General features: G+C 43.3%; 18 protein-coding genes. 6 read left to right on the plus strand and 12 right to left on the minus strand.

Annotation, left to right across the window (positions count from 1 at the left end; genetic code table 11):
* Positions 1-8 precede the first annotated feature (8 nt).
* Both ND16A_RS13475 and ND16A_RS13470 read left to right on the plus strand, forming a co-directional pair.
* On the plus strand, positions 9-2,486 hold the full coding sequence (locus ND16A_RS13475; protein WP_033076730.1) for an ATP-binding protein: 2,478 nt from the start codon (positions 9-11) through the stop codon (positions 2,484-2,486).
* A 10-nt stretch (positions 2,487-2,496) separates the two neighbouring features.
* Positions 2,497-3,426, plus strand: a complete 930-nt coding sequence (locus ND16A_RS13470) for a mechanosensitive ion channel family protein (protein ID WP_052072929.1) — start codon at positions 2,497-2,499, stop codon at positions 3,424-3,426.
* A gap of 121 nt (positions 3,427-3,547) precedes the next feature.
* Here ND16A_RS13470 and ND16A_RS13465 read toward each other — a convergent pair whose 3' ends face one another.
* The 6 genes from ND16A_RS13465 to ND16A_RS13440 all read right to left on the minus strand — a co-directional run bounded on the left by ND16A_RS13465 (position 3,548) and on the right by ND16A_RS13440 (position 11,634).
* On the minus strand, positions 3,548-4,411 hold the full coding sequence (locus ND16A_RS13465; RefSeq protein WP_052072930.1) for a TraB/GumN family protein: 864 nt from the start codon (positions 4,409-4,411) through the stop codon (positions 3,548-3,550).
* A 115-nt stretch (positions 4,412-4,526) separates the two neighbouring features.
* Positions 4,527-5,924 carry a M20/M25/M40 family metallo-hydrolase gene (locus ND16A_RS13460; protein ID WP_033076732.1) on the minus strand — a complete coding sequence of 466 codons (1,398 nt, stop codon included), beginning with the start codon at positions 5,922-5,924 and terminating at the stop codon, positions 4,527-4,529.
* A gap of 159 nt (positions 5,925-6,083) precedes the next feature.
* Complete coding sequence (locus ND16A_RS13455) at positions 6,084-9,212, minus strand: efflux RND transporter permease subunit (protein ID WP_081945494.1); 3,129 nt, start codon at positions 9,210-9,212, stop codon at positions 6,084-6,086.
* Positions 9,213-9,218: 6 nt separating this feature from the next.
* Positions 9,219-10,295, minus strand: coding sequence for an efflux RND transporter periplasmic adaptor subunit (locus ND16A_RS13450; protein ID WP_033076733.1), 1,077 nt, complete (start codon positions 10,293-10,295; stop codon positions 9,219-9,221).
* Between the two features lie 177 nt (positions 10,296-10,472).
* Positions 10,473-10,814 carry an iron-sulfur cluster insertion protein ErpA gene (erpA, locus tag ND16A_RS13445; protein WP_033076734.1) on the minus strand — a complete coding sequence of 114 codons (342 nt, stop codon included), beginning with the start codon at positions 10,812-10,814 and terminating at the stop codon, positions 10,473-10,475.
* Positions 10,815-10,908: 94 nt separating this feature from the next.
* Positions 10,909-11,634, minus strand: coding sequence for a DUF6776 family protein (locus ND16A_RS13440; protein WP_033076735.1), 726 nt, complete (start codon positions 11,632-11,634; stop codon positions 10,909-10,911).
* An 87-nt stretch (positions 11,635-11,721) separates the two neighbouring features.
* Between ND16A_RS13440 and ND16A_RS13435 the strand changes: the two genes are divergently transcribed.
* The 4 genes from ND16A_RS13435 to hemL all read left to right on the plus strand — a co-directional run bounded on the left by ND16A_RS13435 (position 11,722) and on the right by hemL (position 16,340).
* Positions 11,722-13,401 (plus strand): chloride channel protein, encoded by a 1,680-nt coding sequence (locus ND16A_RS13435; RefSeq protein WP_033076736.1) that lies wholly within the window; start codon positions 11,722-11,724, stop codon positions 13,399-13,401.
* Position 13,402: 1 nt separating this feature from the next.
* Positions 13,403-13,837, plus strand: a complete 435-nt coding sequence (gene hemJ / locus ND16A_RS13430; RefSeq protein ID WP_033076737.1) for a protoporphyrinogen oxidase HemJ — start codon at positions 13,403-13,405, stop codon at positions 13,835-13,837.
* Between the two features lie 152 nt (positions 13,838-13,989).
* Complete coding sequence (locus ND16A_RS13425) at positions 13,990-14,997, plus strand: aspartate carbamoyltransferase (protein WP_200880807.1); 1,008 nt, start codon at positions 13,990-13,992, stop codon at positions 14,995-14,997.
* A 62-nt stretch (positions 14,998-15,059) separates the two neighbouring features.
* Complete coding sequence (gene hemL, locus ND16A_RS13420) at positions 15,060-16,340, plus strand: glutamate-1-semialdehyde 2,1-aminomutase (RefSeq protein WP_033076738.1); 1,281 nt, start codon at positions 15,060-15,062, stop codon at positions 16,338-16,340.
* Between the two features lie 146 nt (positions 16,341-16,486).
* Here hemL and ND16A_RS13415 read toward each other — a convergent pair whose 3' ends face one another.
* The 6 genes from ND16A_RS13415 to nirB all read right to left on the minus strand — a co-directional run bounded on the left by ND16A_RS13415 (position 16,487) and on the right by nirB (position 26,217).
* Positions 16,487-17,194: a cytochrome b/b6 domain-containing protein gene (locus ND16A_RS13415; protein ID WP_033076739.1), complete on the minus strand. Its 708-nt coding sequence runs from the start codon at positions 17,192-17,194 to the stop codon at positions 16,487-16,489.
* A 67-nt stretch (positions 17,195-17,261) separates the two neighbouring features.
* Positions 17,262-19,610 carry a penicillin-binding protein 1B gene (gene mrcB / locus ND16A_RS13410; RefSeq protein ID WP_052072931.1) on the minus strand — a complete coding sequence of 783 codons (2,349 nt, stop codon included), beginning with the start codon at positions 19,608-19,610 and terminating at the stop codon, positions 17,262-17,264.
* Between the two features lie 9 nt (positions 19,611-19,619).
* A complete protein-coding gene (gene hrpB / locus ND16A_RS13405) occupies positions 19,620-22,202 on the minus strand; it encodes an ATP-dependent helicase HrpB (protein ID WP_033076740.1) in 2,583 nt (860 codons plus the stop codon).
* Between the two features lie 87 nt (positions 22,203-22,289).
* Entirely contained in the window at positions 22,290-23,162 is an 873-nt protein-coding gene (gene cobA, locus ND16A_RS13400; protein WP_081945495.1) for a uroporphyrinogen-III C-methyltransferase, read from the minus strand.
* Between the two features lie 85 nt (positions 23,163-23,247).
* Entirely contained in the window at positions 23,248-23,625 is a 378-nt protein-coding gene (nirD, locus tag ND16A_RS13395) for a nitrite reductase small subunit NirD (protein WP_235281993.1), read from the minus strand.
* Positions 23,626-23,646: 21 nt separating this feature from the next.
* Positions 23,647-26,217 (minus strand): nitrite reductase large subunit NirB, encoded by a 2,571-nt coding sequence (nirB, locus tag ND16A_RS13390; RefSeq protein ID WP_033076741.1) that lies wholly within the window; start codon positions 26,215-26,217, stop codon positions 23,647-23,649.
* Positions 26,218-26,762: the final 545 nt, after the last annotated feature.

Consider the following 26,762-nt stretch of genomic DNA (forward strand, 5'->3'; position numbering starts at 1 on the left):
TATATTATATGACTTGGAAAAGCATAGCGGGTAAGCCGAAAAATAAATTTTCGAATGTTTTACGCGGTATATTTTTATCTTTTTTATTCTCTTTTTCAGGGCCGGCTTTAGCTTTTGCAGCGGTCAGTGAAGAGACCAAAACCGTAGAGAAAAATCAGCCCGAAACTGCAGAACCAATCGAAACGGAAATTCAGTACCTTGCTGAGCCAATAAATTCAGAATATCTTAGCGACAATAGCTTGGAACAGTTTGAAGCGGAATTTTATGAACTACAAGATAAGATCGCAAACCTAAACCGTAGTGCAGATGATTACGAACAACTCTACGGCCGCATACGTCCAGTTATTGTCGAAAAAACAGAACAATTATACCAGAGAATACAACACCAGGATGTCGATTTAAGACTGCTTACGCAAGTAAGAAATGAAGACGAATTTATTGAACTCTTTAGTCAAGCGAGAGAAATTAAAAAATTCTATTTACTCCGTCATAATATTTTTGTTGAAGCAACAGACGAATTTAGAGAGTTGTTAACAAGCACTAAGTTAAATGGCATTAATGAAGCAAAGCTTGAATTTAGCTATGTACGCCTGCAAATGCTGATTATCGTCAAAGCAACAATTCAACGGGTTTTAGAAGTTCCAGAGAGATTTAATCTGGCACCTGTCGATATTTTTATAAATCTGGTGATGATATTTATCGCCATTGTGGTCTTGCAAAAATGGCGAACCTGGGCAAAGACAGGATTGCCGCTATGGCGCCAGAAAATCCTCGAGGTAAGACCCAGAACACCAGGAAGAATGAAAGCTGCCCGGGCAATTTGGTATTTCGAAAATACTCGTACTCCGATTGAATGGTTACTATTTATTAAATTCATTCTGGGAAGTATCGATATCGTTCAAATACAAATTTTAATTGATGTCGTCAGTACTTTAGCTTTTTGGTTATGTTTAACCTACTTTGTATTTAGTTTCCTCAGTAAAATGATTGAGCGTGGCAAACAAAACGTGCTAAAAAACATTAGCATAAAGCAATCTGCGTCTCTAAAATTAGCGGTTTGGTGGCTAGGTTGGTACAAGCTCAGCTTCGAATTAACCGCGATATTCATTGCCTACGGTACAATTTTCGCCTGGCTAGAAACACTGTTCTTATTTTTGCTACTACCCGTTTATGTTTTCTTTATTTTTCAATGGCGCAATGATTGTTTCAATTACATTGAGGCAGAGCGTGATGCGCCTCAACTTATTAAAAAATTGATTACTGAACGTAAAGGCATTAAAGGGTTTTTCTCCGCTAATGTTGCTTTAATTTTTGTCATTTATTTCGTCTCAACGAAAGTATTTTTAAGTTTAATTTCTCGGGTTGAGTCAGGCAGGCGGATCACTGCCGAAATATACCGTAAGAAATTATTAAGTGACAACAATGAGTTATTAGAAAAAACCAAAAGCGCTGCAAGTTTATACCCGGAACTGAATGAAATACTGATCGCTAGTAATGAGTCAAATATTGCAAGCGTAGTGGAAGGTCCAACAAGCAAAGTTATGACTATGCTGGAGCATAAAGAACGCAGTCACCTTGCAGTCATCGGCGAGAGAGGTATTGGTAAAAGCCACCTATTGAAAAATCTAGCTGCAGAGCACGGTAAGGCGATCAGCTTAAATTGCAGTGAAGATTTCAGCGCTGTCATTGAGTCGATGAAATCACAACTCGGCTTAGCAGCCGAAAACATTAAAACTGCTGACATAGTAAAAGCATTGAAAGCGCAAGAAATTGACTTGATCTTATTAGATAATTGTCACCGTTTACTCACCGCAGAAGCCAGTGGCCAACGTGAAATTCGGCGACTATATGGTTGGATCAATGAATTAAAAGGATTAGCGCTATGGGTGCTAACTTTTGATAGCAGCTCCTGGAGCTTATTAAATGCTCTCGGCATTGCAACCGGATTTTTTGCTAACACCATAGTGTTAAAAACCTGGACTGAAGATCAAATAAGTGAACTGTTTGACCAGCGTTGCCAACAAGCGGATATCAATATAGATTTCAGTCAACTGATAATACCAAGGCAACTCGCCGATATAGAAGATGATTCTGTTGAAGGCAGAAATCAATCGGGCATTTTTCGAATTATTTGGGGTTATGCCGATGGCAACCCAGCTATTGCCTGTAGAACATTTGCCAGTTCAATTATTTATGATCAAGGCAAGCTGATTGCCAAATTACCCGCATACCCTGAGAGTAAAATTATCGAAAACTATGATATCAACTCACTGCTAGTACTCAGGGTGTTGTGTCAGTTCGGCCGTTGCAGTGTTAATGACATCGTGAACAACCTTCGCCTGCATGGATTAGTCGTGAACAGTGCTTTAGCCGCTTGTGTGGCCCAGGGAATCGTAGAACAAATTAGTGGCCGCTATCAAATCACCTGGCTCTGGTTCAGGGAGGTGTCAAAATACCTTGCTCGTCAAAACCTATTAACGCGTTAGAGGATAAACCATGTTAACTCGACTAATCAAACGGGTAAAAGCTAAAGCTTTAGCTACTCTTTTCTGGCTCCTGGCATTACCCGTTAGTGCGCAAGTGGCCATTCCAGACTCAAAAGAGCTGCAAGTCATCACCACTTTGGCAGAAGTGGTTAAACCTGGCGGATTATTTATGTCGGTAATATTATTCATTGTGGTTTGGGCGATATTAAAAGTGGTAAAATCGGTTGTGAACGACTTAAGCGAGGTCTTTGCAGAACGACGACTATTGCTGCAAAAAGCCCTGGTATTTTTCCAGTTTATTATTTATTTTTTCGCGATAACGACCTCTGTATTGATCAGTTTTGAATTTAGTAAAGAACTATTGGCAATTCTCGGTGGTACCTTGGCCGTTGCCGTAGGTTTTGCAATGAAAGATATAGCAGCATCGGTTGTAGCCGGCATTATCATAATGTTTGATCGGCCATTTCAGGTCGGCGACCGAGTATTATTCGGTGGTGAATATGGTGATATCGTCGCTATCGGCCTACGTTCGGTAAAAATGAATACCCTTGATGACAACGTAGTTACCATTCCTAACAACATTTTCTTAAATCAGCTCACCTCTTGTGGTAACTATGGAGAACTTGATATGCAAGTTGCCATCAGTTTTCATATTGGCATCGATGAAGATTTGTCCCAAGCGCAAGCCATCATACGAGAATGTGCCGCATTGAGTAAATTTGCCTACCTTAACAAACCGATAAATGTACTGATCTGCCAAGTCCTCACCAATAACTTTATCGCTTATAAACTGACAGTGAAAGTGTATGTGCTAGATACCAAGTATGAAAAAGCACTAGAAACAGATATTACCTTACGAGTGAATGAAGAGTTTAGAAAAGCAAAGGTTCAAGCCCCGATGATGATGGTTTCTAATCATGTGCAGCGTGCAACTAATTAATTGGCCCCGACTTACGCTCTGTCTTAAACTATACTCGCTGCTTGTGTTTACACGAAGTTAAAGCTAACAGCTAAGCTTCTTAGCGCAGCAACCAAACCGCGCCAACCATTTCGGGAAACTATTACAACTGTGTTATTGAATAACCTTTCTTCTTTAACTGCGCTAACACACCATCGTTACCGACTAAGTGCAAAGCGCCAACGAGCACAAACTCAACTTCGGCGTTAGCAAAATACGCTTCAATTTCTGGCAGCCAATTATTGTTACGCTCGACAATGAGTTGATTGTAAGAGGTAGGAAAAGACTGTTGCCACTCTTTTGCCGCAATATTATACAGCTCTTGATTGTTGCCCACCCGCCAGGCACCTTTCATTTGTTGCATCACCGTTGGTAGTTTTGCCATATCATCTAAAGTGTAATGAATTAGCTCATCTTCATAGCCCTTGCCCATATTGGCCAAATAATCAATTTGCTGCTCGGGCAATTCCAGGTATTTAAATGATTTTTTGTCACTCAAACCTTTTGTATTATAAAACGCATCCACCCCGGTACCACCAAGCCCCAAACGTTGCAATTCAATCATGGTTAACGTCACCGACAACATCGACGGTTTAAACATTTGCAAATTGCCAACCGGTAAGCCTTTTTCTTGCATGTATTTGTTTAATTTTGTGACGGTTTCCGGCTTTAATTCATCGGCATAAGTGCGACCATCCTGATAGGTCATTTTTGTCAGCATTTGCTGTTGAAATTCGGGTGTTTGAGCTTTGCTCATATCCATTTCAAAGACTAAAACGGAGGATTTTTGGTAGGCTTGCGCAAATGCTGCAGGTAGCGGGTAATCGTTTGCACTTAATACATGAACCGTGCCGCCAATATAGACAGTGTTACCTTTTTTACTCACCTGCCAAACCGGTGCTTGTGCCTGACTGGCAAATGCCACGCTGAACAAGCTAACAACTGCTATTAAGTTCCTTATTTTCATCACTTTTATTCCTTTTTATTATGTAGTGGCTTTAATATAGCGTGAAAAACAAAAAAGGTTAACCTCTTTTATTACGACTTAGGTTAACCTTTTTATAGCAACTTAGCTGTAACGTTTATTTTCTAAAATCGACAGCCGATTGCGCGGCAAAATAGGCGAAAACGGTATAAACCGCAGTATTTTGCTGCAAATCCTTAGCATCCACTTTATCTAACGTGTCATTTTCAGTGTGATGAATATCGAAATAATTGGTGCCGTCAGGGGCAAAATTCATTGCCGGTACGCCTTTATCGGTTACTGCGCCCATATCCGATTGGCCTCTGGCCTTGTTCGCCTGGTTATATGCAACACCGAGTGATTCCATATAACTTGCTAACTCAGCAATCGCTGGTACAGCAGCCTCACCGACACCCGATTGCATCGAATAAATTTTGCCTAAACCAAAATCCCATTCCGCAGCTATCATATGGTTGTTCAACGTCGCTTTATGGTCAATGATGTATTGCTTAGCGCCCAATAAGCCAACTTCTTCACCGGCGAATAAAATCACTCGAATTGTGCGTTTTGGCCGTACTGGCAACTTGGCAATATGGGCCGTTGCTGCCATTACCATAGACACCCCCAAGCCATCGTCAATAGCACCGGTACCAACATCCCAGCTATCGAGATGTGCTCCCAGGGCAACAATCTGTTCGGGGAATTCGCTGCCGGTAATTTCGCCAATGACATTGGCACCACGAACGGCGACCACTTCATTACGCATGGCGGTAACTTTTAAGAAAAACTCAACTTTCTTGTTACGTTTAAACTGGTTTTCCAGTAAATCCGCATCTGGATTGGCTAGTGCCACCGCCGGAATTCTTTTTACACCATTTTTATAACGGGTAATACCCGTGTGCGGAGTACGATTATTGTCGGTACCCACCGAGCGCATGATAAAACCAACCGCGCCTTTTTCAGCCGCAACAGCGGCCCCTTTTACTCGTGCACCAACCGCTTTACCATAGCCTTTACCCGTTTTTGAGCGCTGCATACGATACGAGACAAAAGCGATTTTGTTGGTTAAGCTGCCAGCTTCTGCCGCTTGCAAATCGGCTAAAGTGTTAAAATGTAGCACTTCGGCCTGAATGCCAGTTTCGCCTGTGCCAACACTTTCCCCTAAAGCAAGGGCTTTAATTGGCTGTGGAAAAGGGGCTAGCACTTTCGCTTCAACATCGCCACGGATCCATTGATAATGACCCACTTCATCGGTCCAGACCTTATCAAAACCCAAAGACTGCATTTTCTCAACCGCCCAGGCAATGGCACGTTTATCGCCTTCGGTGCCGATCATGCGCGCACCAACTTCGGTCGTTAATGATTCTTCAATTTGATAGGCTAAATCAGAATTTAACGCCGTGGTTTCTAAAGCATCAATTTGCTTTTTCTGAGCGTCATTTAAATACGCCGCATGGGCAACTGAACTTGATAAGATCGCAGTTAGCACAACGGTCTGCAACATGGCTTTTAACATAGAGTGTTCCTAATTTTCTGGGTGGGGAAATTATACCAAGTCGGTCCACTTATTAGTCAATAAATGGACCGACTTGGTATAATAATCAATTCGAGGCGAAAGCGACACATAGATACTAAAACCATTTAGGCTTGATGCATGTGTTTGTATGTAGAAAGTTTACACTTCTTCATAGGCAGGCGCGGCAACCCATTGAACTTTGCTTGGCTTTTCTTGTTTGTAATCTCTTAATGCCAGTAAACATGGGGTAAGAACCAAGGTTAAAACGGTTGCAAAAGTCAGGCCGCCGGCAATCGCGGTGGCCAGCTGGGCCCACCACTGAGTTGATGGCGCACCAAAACTAATGTCGCGACTGACAAAATCAATGTTGATCTGCAACACCATTGGCATTAGGCCAAGAATGGTTGTCGTTGTGGTTAATATTACCGGCCGTAAACGTTGTGCTCCGGTTCTTAAAATGGCTTCTTTGGCGTGATAACCGGAATGGCGCAATACATTGTAGGTATCGATAAGCACAATATTGTTATTTACCACAATACCCGCCAGGGCGATAACCCCTAACCCCGACATCACAATGCCAAAAGGTTTGCCGGCAACCAATAATGCCAAAAATACGCCAACAGTGGAGAACAACACTGCCGATAAGATTAACAACGCCTGATAAAAACTGTTGAATTGGGTGACCAAAATAATCGCCATAACAAACAATGCAATAGCAAAGGCATTCACCAGAAAATCTTGCGACTCTTGCTGATCTTCGTTTTCGCCTTTAAACGCTACCCCAACCGATAACCAGTCAATATCCAGAACTGTTAATTGCTGCTGCAATGAGGGTAATACATTACCTAATTGCGCTCCCGGCACTAAATCGGCTTTAATAACGATTACCCGTTTCGCATCAATTCTGCGAATAGTGTCTACTTTTTGCGCGGCTTGTTTCTCAACAAAATTAGTGACCGGTACTAAGCCTTCCGCTGTTTTTAAGCGCAATTCATCTAAACGGCTGATACTGCGTTTATCCATAGGAAAGCGTACTCGAATATCTAGCTCATCATCGACATCATCCGGACGATACTCGCCCAGTTTTAAACCATTGGTAACCATCTGCACAGAAGTACCGACTAAGGTCGCATCGGCACTAAACGTCGCAGCCAAAGCCCGATCAACTTTTAATTGCCACTCGATGCCAGCTTTCGAGCCACCATCTTCAATGTTGGTCAGTTGTGTATTGCTCACCAGCATCTTGCGGATTTTGCGCACCGCATCTTCTAATTTTTCGGGAAATCGGGATGATAATTCCAACTCTAGATCTTTACCTTGTTGTGGCCCCATTTTATCTTTGCGCACTTCCACTTCGACGCCAGCGTAGCTATCTAAACGTTGATGTAATTCGCTAACCACCTCATCGCCACTTATACGAAACTGCCAGTTGATTAAGTTGACTCGCAGTGTACCAACTAAATCGTTGCCCCCGGTGCGCGAATATAGCGATTTAATTTCGCTCATATCAAGAATACGTCGTTCCACTTCGGTCATGATTTCATCTTTCTCAAGCATAGATAAATCGCCAAACGAGCGTACTTTTAAATTAACCCCTTCCGGCTCTACGTCAGGGAAAAATTCACTGCCCAAGCCTGAGCTCACATAATTTGCCGCCACCGCAATGGCGAACAAAATGGTGATCAGCAACACCTTAAGCGGATGAGTGATGGCAACCGTTAACAGCGAAATATACTTCCCCATCAAGCCTTTAAGGTTAGCGATTTCGCCGTCTTCAGCTTCCAGTAACTGTTGTTTTTCGGCCTCTGAAATTAATCGGCTCTTGCCCCACAGCGAGCCCATAGTGGGGACAAACACCAAAGCCATAATTAATGACGCGGTCAATACCGCAATTAAGGTTATCGGCATGAATTTCATAAACTCGCCCATCATCCCAGGCCAGAATAGCAGTGGCGCAAACGCCGCTAGTGTGGTGGCAGTGGAGGCAATAATTGGCCAAGCCATACGTTTCGCTGCCATCGAGTAGGCTAGCCGTTTATTTACGCCTTCGCTCATTTGCCGGTCGGCAAATTCGGTAACCACAATGGCGCCATCGACTAACATGCCAACGGCCATAATGAGAGCGAATAACACCACCATATTTACCGTTAAGCCAAAAATGGCCAACACCAAAATCCCGGTTAAAAAAGAACCGGGAATAGACAAACCGACTAACATTGCGGTGCGTGCCCCTAATGCCGCGACAATGACAATGACCACCAGTAAAACTGCCGAAATCACATTGTTTTGCAAATCGCTGAGCATGGTTTTGATTTGTTTTGATTGATCGCCGGTATAATTCACCATGATATGTTGCGGCCAGAATTTACGCTCAGCCGCAATCAAGGCTTTGACATTATCGACGGTTTCAATAATGTTTTGCCCCGGGCGTTTTTTGACTTCGATTGAAATTGCCCGCTCGCCATTGAGGCGCGCAAAACTGGTGGGGTCTTTATAAGCACGGCGAACCAAGGCAACATCCTGAAAAGTGATCACTCGATCACCTGCCACTTTTACCGGCAATTCCATTAAATCTTTTACCGACTCAAACACCGATGGCACTTTAATCGCAAAACGGCCTTTGCCGGTATCCATGGTACCCGCAGGTACCAGGCGGTTATTACGTTCGACTAAATTAAAAATATCGTTTTGATCTAAACCGTAACTTTCCATTAACAGCGGATCAACGATAATTTCCAGCATATCCTCGCGATCGCCGCCGATGTCCACTTCCAGTACTTGCGTCATGCTGGCGATTTTATCTTGCAGATCACGGGCTATCGTTATCAAGCCACGTTCACTCACTGGTCCCGAGAGAAAGACCGTCACTGCCGGCTGAGAATTTGCCATGGTGACTTGCTTTACTACCGGTTCTTCCGATTCATTGGGGAGTTTGGCTTTTGCCAGAGTCACTTTATCACGAACATTGGATAACGCTTCGCTTGAGTCAAATCCGGGGTTGAATTCTAAGGTTACGCTGGCATGACCCTCGCTTGCCGTGGCGCTCATTTCCTTGATGCCTTCGATCGCTTTTAATTCATTTTCCATCGGCCTAACGAGCATGCGCTCTGCATCCTCTGGCGAAATACCGTCATGTACCATAGAGACATAAATCCTCGGTATGGTGATATCAGGGTTCGACTCTTTCGGGATATTGGCATAGGTAATCGCGCCAGCAATCAATAATAAGATAAAAATCATCATTACTGAGCGAGTACGTTGCAGGGCCGAATCGATAAGGGTAAGCATGATAAATTACGGCTCTGAGCTGACAGGGTTTACTTTATCTCCGGGCCGGACAAAACCTTGACCTAAGATAATGATTTGTTCTTCATCCATCAGGCCTGATAACCAAACCCCGGTCTCATCGCTTTTTACCATATTGATTTGGGTAAAGACGACATGGTCATCGACCACAGATTTCACCCCAATATTGCCCATCTCATCCAAGGCCAATAATGCTGGCGAAAGTTTAATTGCTGACACGGTCTCGAGCGGTAATTCCACTTGTGCACTGATCCCGGCCAGGTATTGGTAATTAGCATTTTCGATGGCAATTTCGGCTTTGAAGGTGTTGGTATTTTCATTGGCGACACTGGCGATATAACGCAGTTTACCCTGTATTTGTCTTTCACCTAAGAGGGCAATATTGGCGACTTGCCCTTTTTTTACCTTAAACACCTGATTTTCGGTAATATGAGCTCTTATCACCAAGGGGTCGAGATCGGCAACCATGGCTATATCTTCACCTATGGCGACGTAATCACCTACTTCGACGTAACGTTCGTTTAAAATACCGGCAAATGGGGCAACGATAGTGGTATTGCTAATGTCTTTTTCTATGCGCGCAAGTTCTGCTTTGGCATCTGTCACATCGGCAAGTTTTAGCGCTAATGCCGATTCTCCCTGATAGCCCTCTTTAAACAGCGCTTTCGAGCCGTAATAGTCAATGCGCCGTTGTTTTAATAAGGTTTGATAATGTTCAAGCTGGGCCGGGAGTTCATTTAATGCGATCGATGCGATCACATCTCCCTGTTCGACAAAGCTGCCTCGTTTGGCAAACACCTGAGAAATTGTGCCTTTTACCTGAGCTTGCAACATAACAATACGATCAGGTTCCGTACGACCATACAAATTCACGGTATTGGCAACCTGCTCGGCGACAAACGTTGCGACTTTGACTTGCGGTACCGGCGCTCGTTTTTCAGCAGTGATGTCGGGGTTAATTTTTTCATTACTCAGCCCTGTCGCTAACCAAAGGATTAGTAACAAGGTGATGAAAATAGCAATGACGTACGGACGTTGAGCCAGCCATTGGCTGTTAAAACGCATATCTTCCCCAAATGTTTACAAAAAATTATTATAAGTTATGGAGTTAGTATAAAACGAAGATGGGTATTTAAGCAGCAACTATTTACATTAATTACATATATACCCGCTCCCCTTCAAGATGCAGGTTTCAGAGTTCTTGAAGTGGAACCGGTGTAATTGCTATCAGAACGGGTGAGCTTAGATTGAAAACGAAGAACCACAACCACAGGTAGTTTCGGCATTAGGGTTATCCACCAGAAAACGACTGCCTTCCAGGCCTTCAATATAATCGACAGTACCACCTACCAGGTATTGCAAACTCATTGGATCTATCACCATGGTAACGCCTTGTTTCACTATGGTCATGTCGCCATCGTTAACTTTTTCATCAAAGGTAAAGCCATATTGAAAGCCCGAGCAACCACCACCGGTTACGTACACTCGCAATTTTAATTCTGGGTTTTCTTCTTCGCTGATCAATACTTTCACTTTATTAGCGGCAGCATCACTAAATTGAATTGGCAATTGATTTTCTGACATCGGTATTTTTTTACAACTATGGGGTTAAAACTTAAGCGGATTATCTTAAACCCGAGCAAATTAGTCAAGTATTAGTTGCGTCAAAGCGCCAGGATTAACTTTCTTTTTTACTTAACCAGGGATATGTTTCATCAAGACGGTGCTGTTTTTGCCAGCGACCCGCCGGTAAAATCGCCGACACATCGATTTTTTCGGGAATAAAATCATCAGGTAAGGTGAATTCACCTTCAATCACCTGAAAGTATTGGAAACTAAATGACAGTGCTTTTTGATCCAGTTCCGATATGTTAGCAATATTCACCGTGGCCGGACGATTAACCAAACTGCCATCAAAAGTCACCTTTAAATGGCCTTTGGCATAGCGTTTACTTTTTTGCTGCTGCACCAACACCACACGAATTCGATAATGATTCGGGCTGTTAGTTGCTGCAATTTCAACCTCATCGATAATAATGCCATTGGCCTGCTTTTCTGGTGCCATTATTTTTTCATAAAAAGCCAATTCTTTTTTTAACGAAAAATGATCATCTTCAATGGTTCTAAATGCTTGTTGCATTTTTTGGTTGGCCAGACGTTCTATTGCCAGCTCCACTTGCAGGGTATTTATCTGGCTAATGGCTTGTTCATTTTTTTGATAGAGTTTCTCAAGGCGTTCTGTTTGCTCGGCAATCATCCGGTTTTGATGTTTTTGATAAAAATTACCGGCCTGATAAGACATCACTGCCACCACAAGCAGCAAGGCAGCGCAACAGATTAATAATTTAAAAGCGCCAAAACGTGCGTGCAGGCGGGAAATTGTTATTTTTTTTAACCAATTCATTTTTAACGTATTATCTAATTTAAGTATGGTAAACTTGCAAACAAATTATCTTCTACACCACAACAAAAATACAGCTAAGGTATTTCCATGTCCCTTAAATCAATAAGGAAGAAACTGGCCAAACCTGAACCTTCTTGGCAATTGTGCCTGTTGGGGCTACTTGGTGGCACTCTCGCCTCTGTGTTTATTATTTTGTTTCGTTTGAGTATTGAGTCATTACAATTATTGTATCTTGAAAACATCGATGACTACACCACTTTATCAGAATTTCAGCGTTTAATAACCCCCATTATCGCGGTGACCCTGATTTTGGCCCTCGCCTGGTTGCTAGGGTTTAAATACACACGGATGGGGATCCCGTTTGTCATTCACCGCTTAAAAGTCGCCTATGGCTCCATTCCGTTTAAAAACACCTTAACCCAATTTTTTGGCGGTATTTTTGCACTTGCCGGCGGTTTTTCGGTAGGAAGAGAAGGTCCGGCGGTACATATTGGTGCTGCCAGCAGCAGTTTTCTCGGCAGCAAACTGGCATTGCCACATAACGCGATCAGAACCTTATGTGCCTGTGGTATTGCCGCTGGCATTTCGGCTAGCTTCAATACCCCTCTGGCTGCGGTAATTTTTGTCATGGAAGTGATATTGCGTGAATATAAATTACACATCTTCATCCCGGTGATACTGGCTTCGATTATCGGCTCGATGATGACAAATGCGGTGTTTGGTTCGTTTCATGAATATGAATTTTTTGCCTATTTGGAAATCGATTTTTGGCATTATCCATTGCTGATCATCCTTGGCATCTTTCTCGGTTTCTTAGCCAAGGCGTTTAACAGCAGTTTAATTTATACGATAAAATTGGCCAATAACATCCATATGGCGAAGCGCTTGTTTATCGCCGCAATACTGATGGGCATTATCGGTGTGTTAGTGCCGCAAGCGATGGGCCCTGGGTTAAGTGCGATAGATTTGATACTTGGCGAAAATGTGGCCATTTGGCTGCTGCTATCTTTGTTGGTTGCAAAATTTGTTGCGACAGTAGCAGTCTTAGGCTTAGGTATTCCTGGCGGTATAATAGGCCCAACATTAGGTATTGGCGCCGTTGCTGGCGCCTTTATTGCTTTTGTTGTCAGCCTGATATTTCCAGAGATCAGTTTTACTGGTGATTTTGCGTTATTAGGCATGGCCGGAATGCTTGCGGCAACACTGAATGCACCATTAGCGGCATTACTAACCATCATCGAGTTATCAAACCAGTTACAACTTGCCCTGCCAGCGATGGTGGTGATCACCTCAGCGTATTTAACCTCTAGCCAATTTTTAAAAAATCGCTCTATCTTCCTGCAACAATTGGAATTGCAAAAATTACCTTATCAAATATCTCCGGTTGAAAGTGTATTGCAAAAACACGGGGTGCTAAGTCATATGGAACACGATTATACGCTATTGCAGCATGCCAATGATGAGCAGATCAAATACACTTTGGCAACACAAACTACGCATCAGCCGATCATAGTGCAAAGCGCTAATGAAGAGTATAAGTTGGTGCAAATCGATTTAAACTCGCATCCGCTAGAAGGTGAAGACAGAGCCATTAAAACCACATTAATGCCGGCGATTGATTCGCAAGCAACCTTGTCTGAAGCTTATTTCGCCTTGTATGAAAAACGCGAAGGTGCGGTGTTTATTTATCATAAATCAAAGAAAAAAATCATCGGTCTGTTAGCATTTGATAAAATACGATTGATTTTAACCAAGGGAAATATTTAGCATGACCACCATTTTATGGTTAAAAGCATTACACATTGCTTTTATGGTTGCCTGGTTTGCCGGCATTTTTTATTTGCCCCGGCTGTTTGTTTACCACGCAGAATCCGACAATACTGAAGTGCACAGCCAGCTAAAAATAATGGAACGTCGCTTACTGTATTTTGTCACTCCTTTTGCCTTATTAACCCTAATTCTTGGTGTCGCTTTAATTTATATGATGGGATATCAATGGTTTATTGTCAGTAGTTGGTTGCATATCAAGTTAGCGTTAGTGGCGATATTGTTTGCCTACCATGGCTATTGTTTTAAATTATTGGCTGATTTTCAACACGACAGAAATACCAAGTCGGGTAAGTTTTATCGCATATATAATGAATTACCGGTATTAATTTTATTTGCGGTGATCATCCTGGCCGTGCTAAAGCCTGGTATTTAATAAGCCGGGCATTTATTAACATATGCACGATTTTATGCGGATATTATGTTAAAGTTGCGCGCAAATTACGCGAGCTGAATTAAGCAAAACACATAAAAACATTCAATTCGTTAAATATATATTAAACTTTCAACCATATCAGGTAGTTAACCATGATGAAATTTCAGGGCAGCGACATTTTATCTGTGTCACAGTTTGACCGAGAATCGGTGTCACGCATTCTTGAAGTCGCCCAAGCAATGGTCCCTTATGCCAGCCGGCAAAAGCGCTGTCATGTGCTTGAAGGGGCAATTTTAAATAATCTGTTTTTTGAACCGAGTACCCGCACCCGTATTTCGTTTGGTACCGCGTTCCAGTTACTTGGCGGCTTTGTTCATGAAACCGTTGGCCAGGAAAGCTCGTCGTTATCAAAAGGCGAATCCTTATTTGACACCGCAAAAGTTATCAGTGGCTATTCGGATGTGATTGCCATGCGTCACCCTGAAATGCACTCGGTCGGCGATTTTGCCAAAGGCAGTACCGTACCAGTCATTAATGGCGGCGACGGTGCCAATGAACACCCAACCCAAGCCTTGCTCGATTTGTTCACCATTCAAGCGGAAATGTCTCGTTTTAATAAAGGTATTGATAATTTAAATATCGTATTAATGGGTGATTTAAAGCATGGCCGTACCGTACATTCATTATCACGGTTATTAAGCCTTTATAAAAACGTAAACATTACGTTATTAGCGCCCCAGCCATTACAAATGCCACAATACATAGTAGATTTACTCACCAATGCCGGACACAAAGTCACCATAACCGACACCATGGCCGGACATTTGCAAAGTGATGTGGTGTATCAAACCCGAATTCAACAAGAGCGTTTTAGCAGCTTAGCAGAAGCCGATAAATATCGTGGCCATTTCAGCTTGAATAAGACGGTGTATCAGCAGTACTGTCAAGATCATACGGTAATTATGCATCCGCTGCCTCGAGATTCACGGCCGGAAGCCAATGAACTTGATGTTGATTTGAATGACAACACAAATCTGGCTATTTTCCGTCAGGCGCAAAATGGCGTATTAGTACGGATGGCATTATTCGCCTTAACATTAGGCGTTGATGAAAAACTGACACAATTTGAAAAACCAGTAACCTGGTTTACCAACAAATAGAATTTTAAATAGTAATAACGGCTCATATTTTATGCGCCGTATTGAGAATACAAGGCTAGAACATGTCAAACTCAGAACAATTATTTGCGCAAGCGCAACAAACTATACCAGGTGGCGTTAACTCACCAGTACGAGCGTTTACTGGCGTTGGCGGTACTCCGCGATTTATCGAACGTGCCGAAGGTGCTTATATTTTTGATGCCGATGGCAAGAAATATATCGACTATGTTGGTTCTTGGGGACCGATGATTTTAGGACATAATCACCCGGCTATTTTAGATGCTGTAATTAGCACAGCACAAAACGGCTTAAGTTTTGGTGCGCCAACCTCGCTGGAAATTACCATGGCCGAAAAAGTTCGTGAACTGGTACCATCGATGGAAAAGCTGCGCATGGTAAGTTCTGGTACGGAAGCCACCATGAGCGCGATTCGTTTAGCTCGTGGTTACACAAATCGTGATAAAATTTTGAAATTTGAAGGCTGTTACCATGGCCATGCCGACTCATTGTTAGTGAAAGCTGGCTCAGGCGCGTTAACCTTAGGCGTACCAAACTCTCCGGGTATCCCGGCAGACTTTGCCAAACACACCTTAACCGTGACTTATAACGATACCGATTCAGTGCAACAAATTTTCAAAGAATATGGCGACGAAATCGCCTGTATTATTGTTGAACCCGTTGCCGGTAACATGAACTGTATCCCACCAGTGCCTGGTTTCCTTGAAGGCCTGCGCAGCATCTGTGATGAATATAAATCGGTGCTTATTTTGGATGAGGTAATGACCGGGTTCCGCGTGGCTTTAGGTTGTGCGCAAGCGCATTACAATATCACTCCGGATTTAACCACATTAGGTAAAGTCATCGGTGGCGGCATGCCAGTTGGTGCTTTTGGTGGTAAAAGCGAAATCATGGACTACATTGCGCCAGTGGGCCCGGTTTATCAAGCCGGTACCTTATCTGGTAACCCAATCGCCATGGCAGCTGGATTCGCCGCATTAACCGAATTGAGCGATAACGATTACCACACCGGCTTAACTGAAAAAACCAAGCAAATTGCCGAAGGCTTTAAAGCTGCGGCAAAACGCCAGGGTGTGCCGTTAAGCATTAACTACGTTGGCGCTATGTTTGGTTTCTTCTTCACCGAGCAAGAACAAGTAAGTACCTTTGCGCAAGTGATGAAATGCGATACCGATAAATTCAACAAGTTCTTCCATTTAATGTTAGATGAAGGTGTTTTCTTGGCGCCTTCAGCTTTTGAGGCCGGGTTCTTATCGGCCGCGCATAATGATGCCGACATTGAAGCAACCTTAGCTGCCGCTGAACGTTGTTTTGCCAAGCTTTAAGCATTAGCTTTAAACGCTAGTTTTTTCGATAAATGCCCACTGTTGTGGGCATTTTTTTGCACATGGATGTGCTTATCCTCCCGCACCATGGATGGGGGAAAGGGAGGATTAAAATTAACACTAAACGACATAACCTGAATCGTTATTTATTCCCGCTTTTTCAAGTATTTATAGCCATTGATCATTGCCGAGACTAAAGATTGATGATGTTTTCTTTCCGCATAAATCACCACAGCAATATGAATAAAAATGAACATCAGCAGGGTGTAGAATGAATAAACATGAGTTTGTATAAACGGGGCTCGAAATTCGCGCATTGCCTTATAAGCCTGTTCATCGACATTGGTTTTTGAATAGGGCTTTATCGAGGCTAAATCTTGTTTATCAATGGCGATACTTTCAGCAAAATGTTGGCCAAATGGCGGGTAATAAATGTCGGTGCCGGCGATCACTAAACCGCTAACCACTTGTGTTGTCATTAACAAAAATAACGCCGTTACCATCAATTTACCTAACGGATTATGGCCCTGATATTGTTTGCTTTTATCCTGTTGATATTGTTTTAGTTCGTCAATAAATCCCTGTTGAAAGGCCAGAGTTTTAGAAAACCGTTCAAAGCCTTTGCCAGTAAAACCACAAAAAAAACGATACAACAAATTAACAGTAAAGACATAGCCAATCGATACGTGCAGCACTTTCAGCAGAATTTTACCTTCCGTTGTTATACCGAGTACTTTTGCATTCAAAATAATGGTGCCGATAACAATCAATAAAAGTATTGAAGTCACATTAAGCCAGTGAAATAACCGTATATTGCGGCTCCAAACATAAACTTTTTGTGTTAACTTTTCCATGTTGAGCCTTGCTTTACTTTAAAATTAAGATGGGAACATCAGTCATTGCTGCTGTACATTTTTTCAATTAGTCACTACCCGAGCCAAATATTTTCTCTAACCAAGATGCTTGTTCTGGCCGTTGTTGTAGACATTTATCGGAATAAAATATGCTATCCCTTATTGCCGGGTAGTAGGCAACGTTGGCGCAATCATCCATAACCGCATTGCCGGTGGCTAATTCAAAGGTGGCAAACTCTATGCCTTCTGGCAACAAATCGAAGCGGGAACTGCTGCCTTGTTTCTTCAGGTAATTGGCAAACAAAGATAATGCGCCACTACTGCCAGTTAAACCCATGGGTAAATTATCATCTCTTCCGATCCAGGTTGTTACTACACTTTGTTGATCGTAACCAACAAACCAGGAATCACGTAAATCATTACTGGTGCCGGTTTTACCGGCAATGATTTGCTCCGGGAAGAGCCAGGAAAGCGATTTTGCCGTGCCGTCTTTTGCGACGCGCGCTAAGGCATAATCAATTAAATACGCCGCTTGTGGTGACAATCGCGCATCGACAATGTTGTTTTTACTCCACAACACGTCACCTTGACCTGAAACCACACGAATGATCGCATGAGCGTCATTATACAGGCCGTTATTGGCAATAGTGTTATACCATTGGTTGACTTCATACGCCGACATATTAATGGCACCCAGCAACATACTTGGTACCATAGGTACTTTGCCTTCATAACCCAATGCGGTTAAGGTAGTCGCGACTTTGTCGATACCCAATTGCATACCAAGATTTACCGTAGGAACATTAAGCGAGTTAACTAAGCCTTGGATCAGTGGTACTTGCCCGCGAAATTTACCATCATAGTTTTGCGGTTGCCAATATTTACCTTTTGAACTTTCTAATGAAATAGGTTCATCTTTCAACGGGGTGGCGAAATTGTAGGTGTTAAACTTTTCTAACGCGGTTAAATAAACCGCAGGTTTTATCAGTGAGCCAATTGGACGTTTGGCATCCAACGCCCGGTTAAAACCGGAGAACTTAACCGACTTACCGCCAACTACGGCTTGAATTTGACCGCTGCGAATGTCACTAATCACCACTGCCGCTTCTAACTTTTCTGTGGCTTTAGCTTTTTCAAGTAAGGCTAATTGTTGCTTTATTGCACGTTCCACATGGGTTTGACGATGTAAATCAAAACCAGTAAAGATTCGAATGCCGGATTGCATCGCATTAGCGGCGCCCATTTGTTTTAATTCTCGACGGACCAATTGCATGTAAGCCGGATACGTTTGCTTGTCGAAACGCCGTTCGGCTCGAATGTTTAACGGGGTTAATAATGCCTGGTTAAATTCATTTTTGTTGATTAAATGATTTTCAAACATCATTCTTAACACCAAATCCCGGCGCTCTGCCGCGCGTTTCGGTTTTCGCCAGGGATCGTAAAATGATGGCCCCTTAATTTGTGCGATCAGCAAGGCAATTTCATGACTTTCCAGATTTTTTAACGGCTTGCCAAAGTAAAACTGCGCAGCCAGGCCGACACCATGAATGCCATTGGCATAATGTTGACCTAAATACACTTCGTTAAGGTAAGCTTCAAGAATTTGATCTTTGGAATAACGCATCTCCAGGATGATCGAAATGAGTGCTTCATTCACTTTTCGCCATAGCGTTTTATGGCGAGTTAAAAACATGTTTTTTGCCAGCTGCTGGGTAAGAGTACTGCCTCCCTGTACCGTTTCGCCAGCCAATATATTTTTCCAAAACGCTCTTAAAATACCCGTAGGCGATAAACCATGATGATGATAAAAATCTTTATCTTCAATGAATAACAAGGTATCAATTAGCTGTTCAGGCATTTGATCCAGGCTAAGTACTACCCGGTCTTCACCTTCAGCAGATAAAATACGGTCAATTAAAATGGGTTCGAGTTTTACTTTATGTAAGGGTTGTCCATCTTCTAACAAGCGAAAAACTTCGTCACGTTTTTTCTCTATCGACACCTTGGCCGGTGCTTCAAGACCGAAACCAAAATCGAACTCACGACGATAAATAATGAACTTATTCGAATTGCGGGCATATTGTCCGGGCAACTTCACTTTCGCTACCCGTTTATAATGCAAATGCAGCAACTCTTGTTCTAAATGGTCAAAATTAATTTGCTGGTCATTGTTAATCGTAGGAACTTTACCGTACACTTGCGCCGGCACCTGCCAGCGCTGGCCTTCAAAGGTATGACGCACTTTACCATCGAGATAAATACTGTATAACGCGAGCGTGGTAACAAATATTATCGACAGCTTAATAGCCGTCATGGCACACCAATGAGTAAAGCCAGGTTTTGCTTTTTGCTCTTTCTCAACCTTGCCTTTGGTGAAGCCTTTTTGTGGTTTTTTTATTAATTTTCTTGTTGCCATGTTTTTATTCTAGTTGTCTTTCAGCAAATGTTTTTTTAATTTTGTTGTCGCTTGCGCATTGGCCGGATCGTCAGGCCAAAAATGTTTCGGATAATTCGACTTCATATCCTTTTGCACATCTTTGTAACTTCCCTGCCAAAACCTCGCCAGATCTTGAGTCAGCTGAATCGGCCTGCGTGCCGGTGACAGCAACTCTAACAGTACCGCGACTTGCCCATTAGCAACCGAAGGGGAACTACTTAAACCATACACCTGTTGCATAGGTAATGCCAATTTTGGGTGCGGTTGTTCGCTGTATTGATAACTAAATTCGCGACCAACCGGGCTGGTATAAGATTTCGGCGCCCAGCGCATAAGCAATTGCTGTTGTTCAAACGTTAGCGAGTTATACAAGATGTCATAAAAGTTAAGTTGCTGCAGTTGGCTGAGTTTTTTTACATCGAATAAATACGGCCCCAACCAATCCGCGATATTGAGCAATAATTCGCGGTCAGCAAACTTCGGCAACGGTAAATCCTCGAAATACTGATTTAACCAGCGGATTCGGCTCAACAGATTTAACGCAATGGCATTAAATTTTAATATCGTCAGGCCTTTTCGTTGAATATAATCGCACCACAGGCGAGTTAACTTTTCGGCGCTTAGTTTAGATTGACTCGGCTGCCGCGACAAAATGATACTGCCTAAACGGGTTTGTGTTTCACTGCTAATTCGTTGCTGCTTTTCGTCATAGCTTAAGCGCTCATGACGGCTTATCTGAGCATTAAAGTACTGATAAATATGTTGCTCCTGTAATGGCGCGGTTAAGCGTATTTGCAATTTTTGTTGGTAGCTTTGCAACACCGCACACGCTAAAAACGGCTCGCCTCGCAAAGTATCCTCATCGGCTAAATTTGCCCCCTTGCCATTGGCGCACAAATAGCTGCTTTGCGAATTTCTGACCATGGCGATGCGCTCTGGGTAGGCAAAGGCTAAAAACAAGCCGCAATACTCCATCGGCCAGTCATTGTCATTTAAGCTGAGTGAAACACGTCGGGGGTGCAAATGACTTAACTTAGCCGCGAGGTTTCGGGCCTGTTGGATGATCCGGTATTCGATGTTTGATGCTTTGCGTTTCACTGAGCCTGCCAGTTGATATAAACGACTGCGAATATCACTTTCATTAAAAGCCCGCTCACGCTTTAAGATATCGCGTTCTTCTAACATCGCGGCTAATAGACACGCCAACGATAATAAGCCTTGGACGTTTTTTACCACTTTTGCATCATCACTTACTATCTTCAGCGCTTTGATCAGCATATGGGCAAAACGTGGATGACAGGGCAATTGTGCGACCTGGTTACCGTGTGTGGTTAATCGATTATTACCATCGACAATTTCTAACGCTTGCAGTGCCTGCCAGTTTTGTTGCTCGCTAACGGCGCGCGGCAACTCTAAAAAGTTGAGCTGCTGATATTGAGCAACGCCCCAGCTGGCCACCTCAATGGTGAGTGGTAATAAGTCGGCCTGACTAATTTCACTGCGGCTATGTTCGACTCGACGTTGAAAGTCTTCATTGGCGTATAAACGGATACAACGGCCCGCTTGTAAACGTCCGGCTCGCCCGGCCCGCTGAATAGCAGAAGCCTTACTAATCTTTTGCTGCCTTAACTCATTGATCAAGCTGTCACTATTAAACTGCGCAATCTTTTCATAACCACTATCGATGACCATGCTGATGCCATCTATGGTCAGTGACGTTTCGGCAATGTTAGTGGCCAGTACGATTTTTCTGCGACCCATTTCGCTTTTTGCAATTGCCTGCTGCTGTTGCTTAATGTCTAAATCGCCATACAGGGCATGTAAATCGATATCATTGGCTAACTGCCCAAGCAGAGCATTAAAAATAAAACGAATATCGGCAGTGCCCGGCAGAAAAACCAAAATAGAACCGCTTTCAATGTTCGCTTGCTGGCGAATGACACTGACTGCGTGTTGCCGCCAATTTCGTTCATTACCGGGCGCATGATAGCTAATATCAATAGGATAGCTTTTGCCCTCACAGCCGAGGACTGTTGCCTGTGGTAAAAATTTTGCCAGATATTGATTATCCAATGTCGCCGACATCAGTAGCAAGGTTAAATCGTCACGTAAGCCCTGCTGCACATCCAGTGCCAGGGCAAAGGCTAAATCGGCATGAATAGAGCGCTCGTGAAACTCATCAAAAATAATTAACCCCACACCTGCCAGTTCATTATCGTGCTGAATTAAACGGGTAAGTATGCCTTCGGTAACCACTTCTAAGCGAGTGTTGTTGGAAACTTTGCTATCGTTGCGCATACGATAACCAACGGTGCCGCCGACTTTTTCACCCAACTGCTGAGCAAGCCGACTGGCAACCGATTTTGCCGCGATGCGACGCGGTTGTAACATGATGATTTTTTGCTGAGCAAAGCGCTGAGATTGCAACAGCCATAGCGGTAAACAGGTTGATTTACCCGCCCCGGGTGGCGCCGATAATATAATCGCGGCAGATGATTGCAAGGCATCTAAAATGGGCTGCTTAACAGCCTCGATAGGTAGAGTAGTAGAAGTTGAAGCGTTTGCTGTCATGCGCTGATTTACGATAAGCCGTCAATAGCGCATTTATAACATATCCCGCGGCGTCTTTACATTGCCGGTTACTATGCTAGTGATCTTTTAAGCGCTAAGTTGCAACTCGGCACTGGTGAATAAATCTAAACTCACACTCTGTCTTTTACTCACAACTTCACCAACGATGATAAGCGCCGGGCCTTTAAAATCGTAAAATTTCATATCCTTGCTGATGTTTGCTAATGAGCTAATACAGACTTGCTGAGCGCTTAGTGTGCCTTGATCAACGATAGCGATTGGCATCGAGTCTTTCATCCCATATTTGATCAACCGCTGTGCTATTTGGCTGACTTTGTTTAAGCCCATATAAAACACTAAAGTGTCTTTTTCATTGGCGATGTTTCTCCAGTTCGCCTCGGCTTCGCTATCTTTCAATGACGCGGTGACAAAACGGACCGACTGCGCACAATCTCTATGGGTTAATGGTATTCCGGCATAAGCGGCACAACCACTGGCGGCGGTGATCCCTGGTATGATGGCAAAGGGGATTTGATGTTGAGTTAAAATATCGGTTTCTTCGGCCAAGCGACCAAAAATACTTGGGTCGCCCCCTTTTAAGCGGATAACGGTTTTACCTGCTAACGCATGATTGAGCATGATCTGGCAGATTTCGTCTTGCTGAACACTGTGTTGACCACACTTTTTGCCCACAAACTGCACATCAGCAGCCTTCGGAAAATATTGGTAGATATCAGGATTTACCAACCAGTCGACCATGATCACATCTGCCGATTGCAGAATTCGATGAGCTTTCATCGTCAGCAACTCAGGATCGCCACAGCCACCACCGATTAAGTATACTTGTCCTTGTCGTTGCGAAAGCTTGCCAGCACCTTGATTTTTACGATGAGTAGTCAGGTTAAATTTCAGTAAACGAGCAAAGCTGTAAAACGGATTAAATAAACTGCTACTATTCATGATTGCCTTCCTGATATCGGGTAAATAAGCTGACAATGTATAGTGTTATGAATAGTGTTATACATCGTCACTCAGTGCTAACGTTTTAGACTCGTACCTGCACTTGACCTTGCTCAATGCGGGTTTGATAGGTGGTCACCGACAATGAATCATCGTCTAAACAACGGCCACTGGTTAATGAAAATCGCTCCTTGTACAAAGGTGAGGCAACGAACACTTCACCATTGTCATCGCCAATGAGACCACGATAGAGCACGTTCGCTTTACCGGCAGGATCCCAATTACTGATGGTAAGAGCGTTGTCATCATCGATTAAAAAGATGGCGACTTGTTGCTCATCATTTAGCAACGCACACACGCCCGAGTATTTCACTAAATCATCTTTTTGGCAGAGTGTTTGCCAGTTGCTGCTTTTACTGCTTGTACTGCTTGTACTGCTTGTACTATTTAATTCTGTCATCATTTTTTCCTCTAGAGGCCAAGCTTATGCCGGCTCAACCTCTGTAATATTTACGGTGTCAATAAGCAAGCCTTGTTCGGCTTTTTCAGTTAAAGTTGCCGGGCGAATTTGCTCGCGTTCATCGACAAATTGAATATTAACGTCTTGTTTGTCTGAGTTGACAAATTGACGGAAACGTTTTAATTTTTCCGGACTGTCAACGGTGGTTTTCCATTCACATTGGTAAGTGGCAACCACGGCATCCATTTGATTCTCTAACTCATCGTTAATGCCTAAGTGATCGTCTTTGACGACTTTTTGCATGTATTCCAAGCCACCTTCCAGGTTCTCCAACCATACGGAAGTACGTTGTAATCTGTCGGCGGTACGTACATAAAACATTAAATAGCGATCGATGTATTTAATTAGCGTGGCATCATCTAAGTCGGTGGCAAATAAGTCACCGTGACGAGGCTTCATCCCGCCATTACCGCTAACATAAAGGTTCCAGCCATTTTCTGTGGCAATTACACCAATGTCTTTACTTTGCGCTTCGGCACACTCACGGGTACAACCGGAAACGGCAAATTTGATTTTATGCGGAGAACGTAAGCCTTTGTAGCGCTCTTCTAAGAAAATAGCCATCGACATAGAATCTTGTACCCCGTAACGACACCAGGTACTACCGACACAAGATTTAACCGTACGCAGTGATTTACCATAGGCATGACCCGTTTCCATACCCGCATCAATCAGACGTTTCCAGATAGCCGGTAACTGCTCGACCCGAGCGCCAAATAAATCGATACGCTGACCACCGGTGACTTTGGTGTAAAGGTTATATTCTTTGGCAACTTCACCAATGACGATAAGTTTGTCCGGGGTCACTTCACCGCCAGGCATACGTGGTACGACCGAGTAGGTACCGTCTTTTTGCATATTGCCGAGGTAAGTATCGTTGGTATCTTGCAAGTGCAAGTGATCGTCTTCTAAGATGTAATCGTTGTATACCGAGGCTAAGATGGACGCTACTGCCGGCTTACAAATTTCACAACCCATGCCTTTACCGTGCTTGCTTACCAGTTCATCGAAGGTTTTAATTTTTTCTGCTTTGACAATGTGAAACAATTCGGTACGGCTATAAACAAAGTGAGAACAAATATCTTTTTTCACTTCTAAACCACGTTTGGCAAACTCATTGTCAGCGACAGTTTTCAATAATGCCGCACAACCACCACAACCAGTCGTCGCTTTCGTGTCACTCTTAATCGTGCCAACATCGGTGGCACCCGCATCGACGGCGGCAATTATGTCGCCTTTGGTAACATTCAAACATGAACAAATGGTGGCCGTATCTGGCAGTGAATCAACACCAAGAGTTGGTTTTTCACCACTGCTAGGTAAAATTAACGCATCTGGATTTTCCGGTAATTCAATACCATTTAACGCGTATTGCAACAAGGCATCGTATTCACTGGTGTCTCCTACCAGTACCGCGCCAAGTAAGGTTTTTCCGTCTTGGCTGACTACCATTTTCTTGTAAACATTGTCGCGATCATTTTGATAGGTATAACATTGCGCACCTGCCGTTTTGGCATGCGCATCACCAATTGAACCAACTTCAACGCCCATCAGTTTTAACTTGGTACTCATATCGGCACCGGTAAATTTATCTTCACCACCAATAATATGGCTCGCCGCCACTTTCGCCATGCTGTAACCCGGCGCTACCAAACCATAAATGAAGTTATTCCATAATGCACATTCACCGATAGCGTAAATATCGTCATCGCTGGTTTGACATTGATTGTTAACGACAATACCGCCACGCTCACCAAGGGTTAAATCAAACTCGCGCGCCAGGTTGTCATAAGGACGAATACCGGCAGAGAAGAGAATCAAGTCGGTTTCCAGGTGACTGCCGTCGGCAAATTCCATTTTATGCACACAATCATCACCATCAACAATAACGTTAGTGGCTTTTTCGGTATGGACGGTAACGCCTAAGCTTTCAATTTTATTCTTCAGCAATAAACCACCAGCCTGATCGAGTTGCACCCCCATTAACTGTGGCGCAAACTCAACCACATGAGTGTCTAACCCTAGCTCTTTAAGCGCATTAGCTGCTTCCAAACCAAGCAAACCACCACCAACAACGACACCAACTTTACCGGTATTGGCCGATGCCTGAATCGCATCCAAGTCATCAATGGTCCGATAGACCAGGCAATGCTCACGATCTTTACCCGGGATAGGCGGAACAAAGGCGTAAGAGCCGGTGGCCAACACTAACTTGTCATAAGAGAAGGTGTCGCCACTTTCTGTGGTTACGGTTTTCGCCGCTTTATCAATCTGAGTCACTTTCGCATCAAGCTCAAAGTTAACGCCCAATTGTTGATAATTCTCAGGTGTGGTTAACGCCAGATCGTCGGCGGTTTTACCGGAAAAATATTCCGACAAATGCACTCGGTCATAGGCCAAACGAGACTCGGCTGACAGTACGGTAATATTGTAGCCATCAAATTGACTTAATTGCTCAACAAAGTGATGACCAACCATGCCGTTACCCACCACTACAATGTTCTGTTTACTTTGACTTAGATCGCTTGTGCTCATTTTGCCTTTTCCTACATCGATTAAGATTTAATGCTTGTTCAGCTTTGCCAACAGCATAACTGCCATTCACAAAAACCGAAGTGTATGCAGATAAAGAGCAAGCACAGTGCCAGATTTAAAAGTAGATAAAATACAATGAGTTATACTTTGCGGAGAGTTATTTAAAAATTTGTTGCCCTAGGTTGATCAGTTTAGCGCACTAAACAAGTGCGCTTAAAATGCAATAGCCCCAGCATTACTGCTGAGGCTTGGGATCTGTCATTCGAAACGAGAATCTCTTTCACTAAAATATTTTTCAGATTAAATTAAAGTTACTTATTCATGTAAAAGAACTGAATAACTACCCTTGATTCGTCAGCTGATGCCACTTTGCTGACGGTTTGGTCTGGCCCATTGGTATTCAGGCTGCGCATAAATGGTGAGCTTACGGCGGGATAGTGTGACATGGCAAGTTGAGTTATTTAGAATGGCGCTAACCCAGTCTATGACTGAGTTATCTCTTGATTTTGTTGGTAGTTCCAAGGGAGGTAATGCTCAGGATTTTC

Source organism: Thalassotalea sp. ND16A, assembly GCF_000764205.1.
In the GTDB taxonomy this organism is placed as follows: domain Bacteria; phylum Pseudomonadota; class Gammaproteobacteria; order Enterobacterales; family Alteromonadaceae; genus Thalassotalea_A.

What these genes read in the sequence shown, in the direction of transcription:
- ND16A_RS13450 (WP_033076733.1), bottom strand. Translation starts at nt 10,295, where the DNA reads ATGCGTTTTAACAGCCAATGGCTGGCTCAACGTCCGTACGTCATTGCT.
- ND16A_RS13440 (WP_033076735.1), bottom strand. Translation starts at nt 11,634, where the DNA reads ATGAATTGGTTAAAAAAAATAACAATTTCCCGCCTGCACGCACGTTTT.
- hemJ (WP_033076737.1), top strand. Translation starts at nt 13,403, where the DNA reads ATGACCACCATTTTATGGTTAAAAGCATTACACATTGCTTTTATGGTT.
- ND16A_RS13460 (WP_033076732.1), bottom strand. Translation starts at nt 5,924, where the DNA reads ATGTTAAAAGCCATGTTGCAGACCGTTGTGCTAACTGCGATCTTATCA.
- ND16A_RS13455 (WP_081945494.1), bottom strand. Translation starts at nt 9,212, where the DNA reads ATGCTTACCCTTATCGATTCGGCCCTGCAACGTACTCGCTCAGTAATG.
- ND16A_RS13470 (WP_052072929.1), top strand. Translation starts at nt 2,497, where the DNA reads ATGTTAACTCGACTAATCAAACGGGTAAAAGCTAAAGCTTTAGCTACT.
- nirD (WP_235281993.1), bottom strand. Translation starts at nt 23,625, where the DNA reads ATGATGACAGAATTAAATAGTACAAGCAGTACAAGCAGTACAAGCAGT.
- erpA (WP_033076734.1), bottom strand. Translation starts at nt 10,814, where the DNA reads ATGTCAGAAAATCAATTGCCAATTCAATTTAGTGATGCTGCCGCTAAT.
- nirB (WP_033076741.1), bottom strand. Translation starts at nt 26,217, where the DNA reads ATGAGCACAAGCGATCTAAGTCAAAGTAAACAGAACATTGTAGTGGTG.
- cobA (WP_081945495.1), bottom strand. Translation starts at nt 23,162, where the DNA reads ATGAATAGTAGCAGTTTATTTAATCCGTTTTACAGCTTTGCTCGTTTA.
- ND16A_RS13415 (WP_033076739.1), bottom strand. Translation starts at nt 17,194, where the DNA reads ATGGAAAAGTTAACACAAAAAGTTTATGTTTGGAGCCGCAATATACGG.
- ND16A_RS13465 (WP_052072930.1), bottom strand. Translation starts at nt 4,411, where the DNA reads ATGAAAATAAGGAACTTAATAGCAGTTGTTAGCTTGTTCAGCGTGGCA.
- ND16A_RS13435 (WP_033076736.1), top strand. Translation starts at nt 11,722, where the DNA reads ATGTCCCTTAAATCAATAAGGAAGAAACTGGCCAAACCTGAACCTTCT.
- ND16A_RS13425 (WP_200880807.1), top strand. Translation starts at nt 13,990, where the DNA reads ATGATGAAATTTCAGGGCAGCGACATTTTATCTGTGTCACAGTTTGAC.
- mrcB (WP_052072931.1), bottom strand. Translation starts at nt 19,610, where the DNA reads ATGGCAACAAGAAAATTAATAAAAAAACCACAAAAAGGCTTCACCAAA.
- hrpB (WP_033076740.1), bottom strand. Translation starts at nt 22,202, where the DNA reads ATGACAGCAAACGCTTCAACTTCTACTACTCTACCTATCGAGGCTGTT.
- hemL (WP_033076738.1), top strand. Translation starts at nt 15,060, where the DNA reads ATGTCAAACTCAGAACAATTATTTGCGCAAGCGCAACAAACTATACCA.
- ND16A_RS13475 (WP_033076730.1), top strand. Translation starts at nt 9, where the DNA reads ATGACTTGGAAAAGCATAGCGGGTAAGCCGAAAAATAAATTTTCGAAT.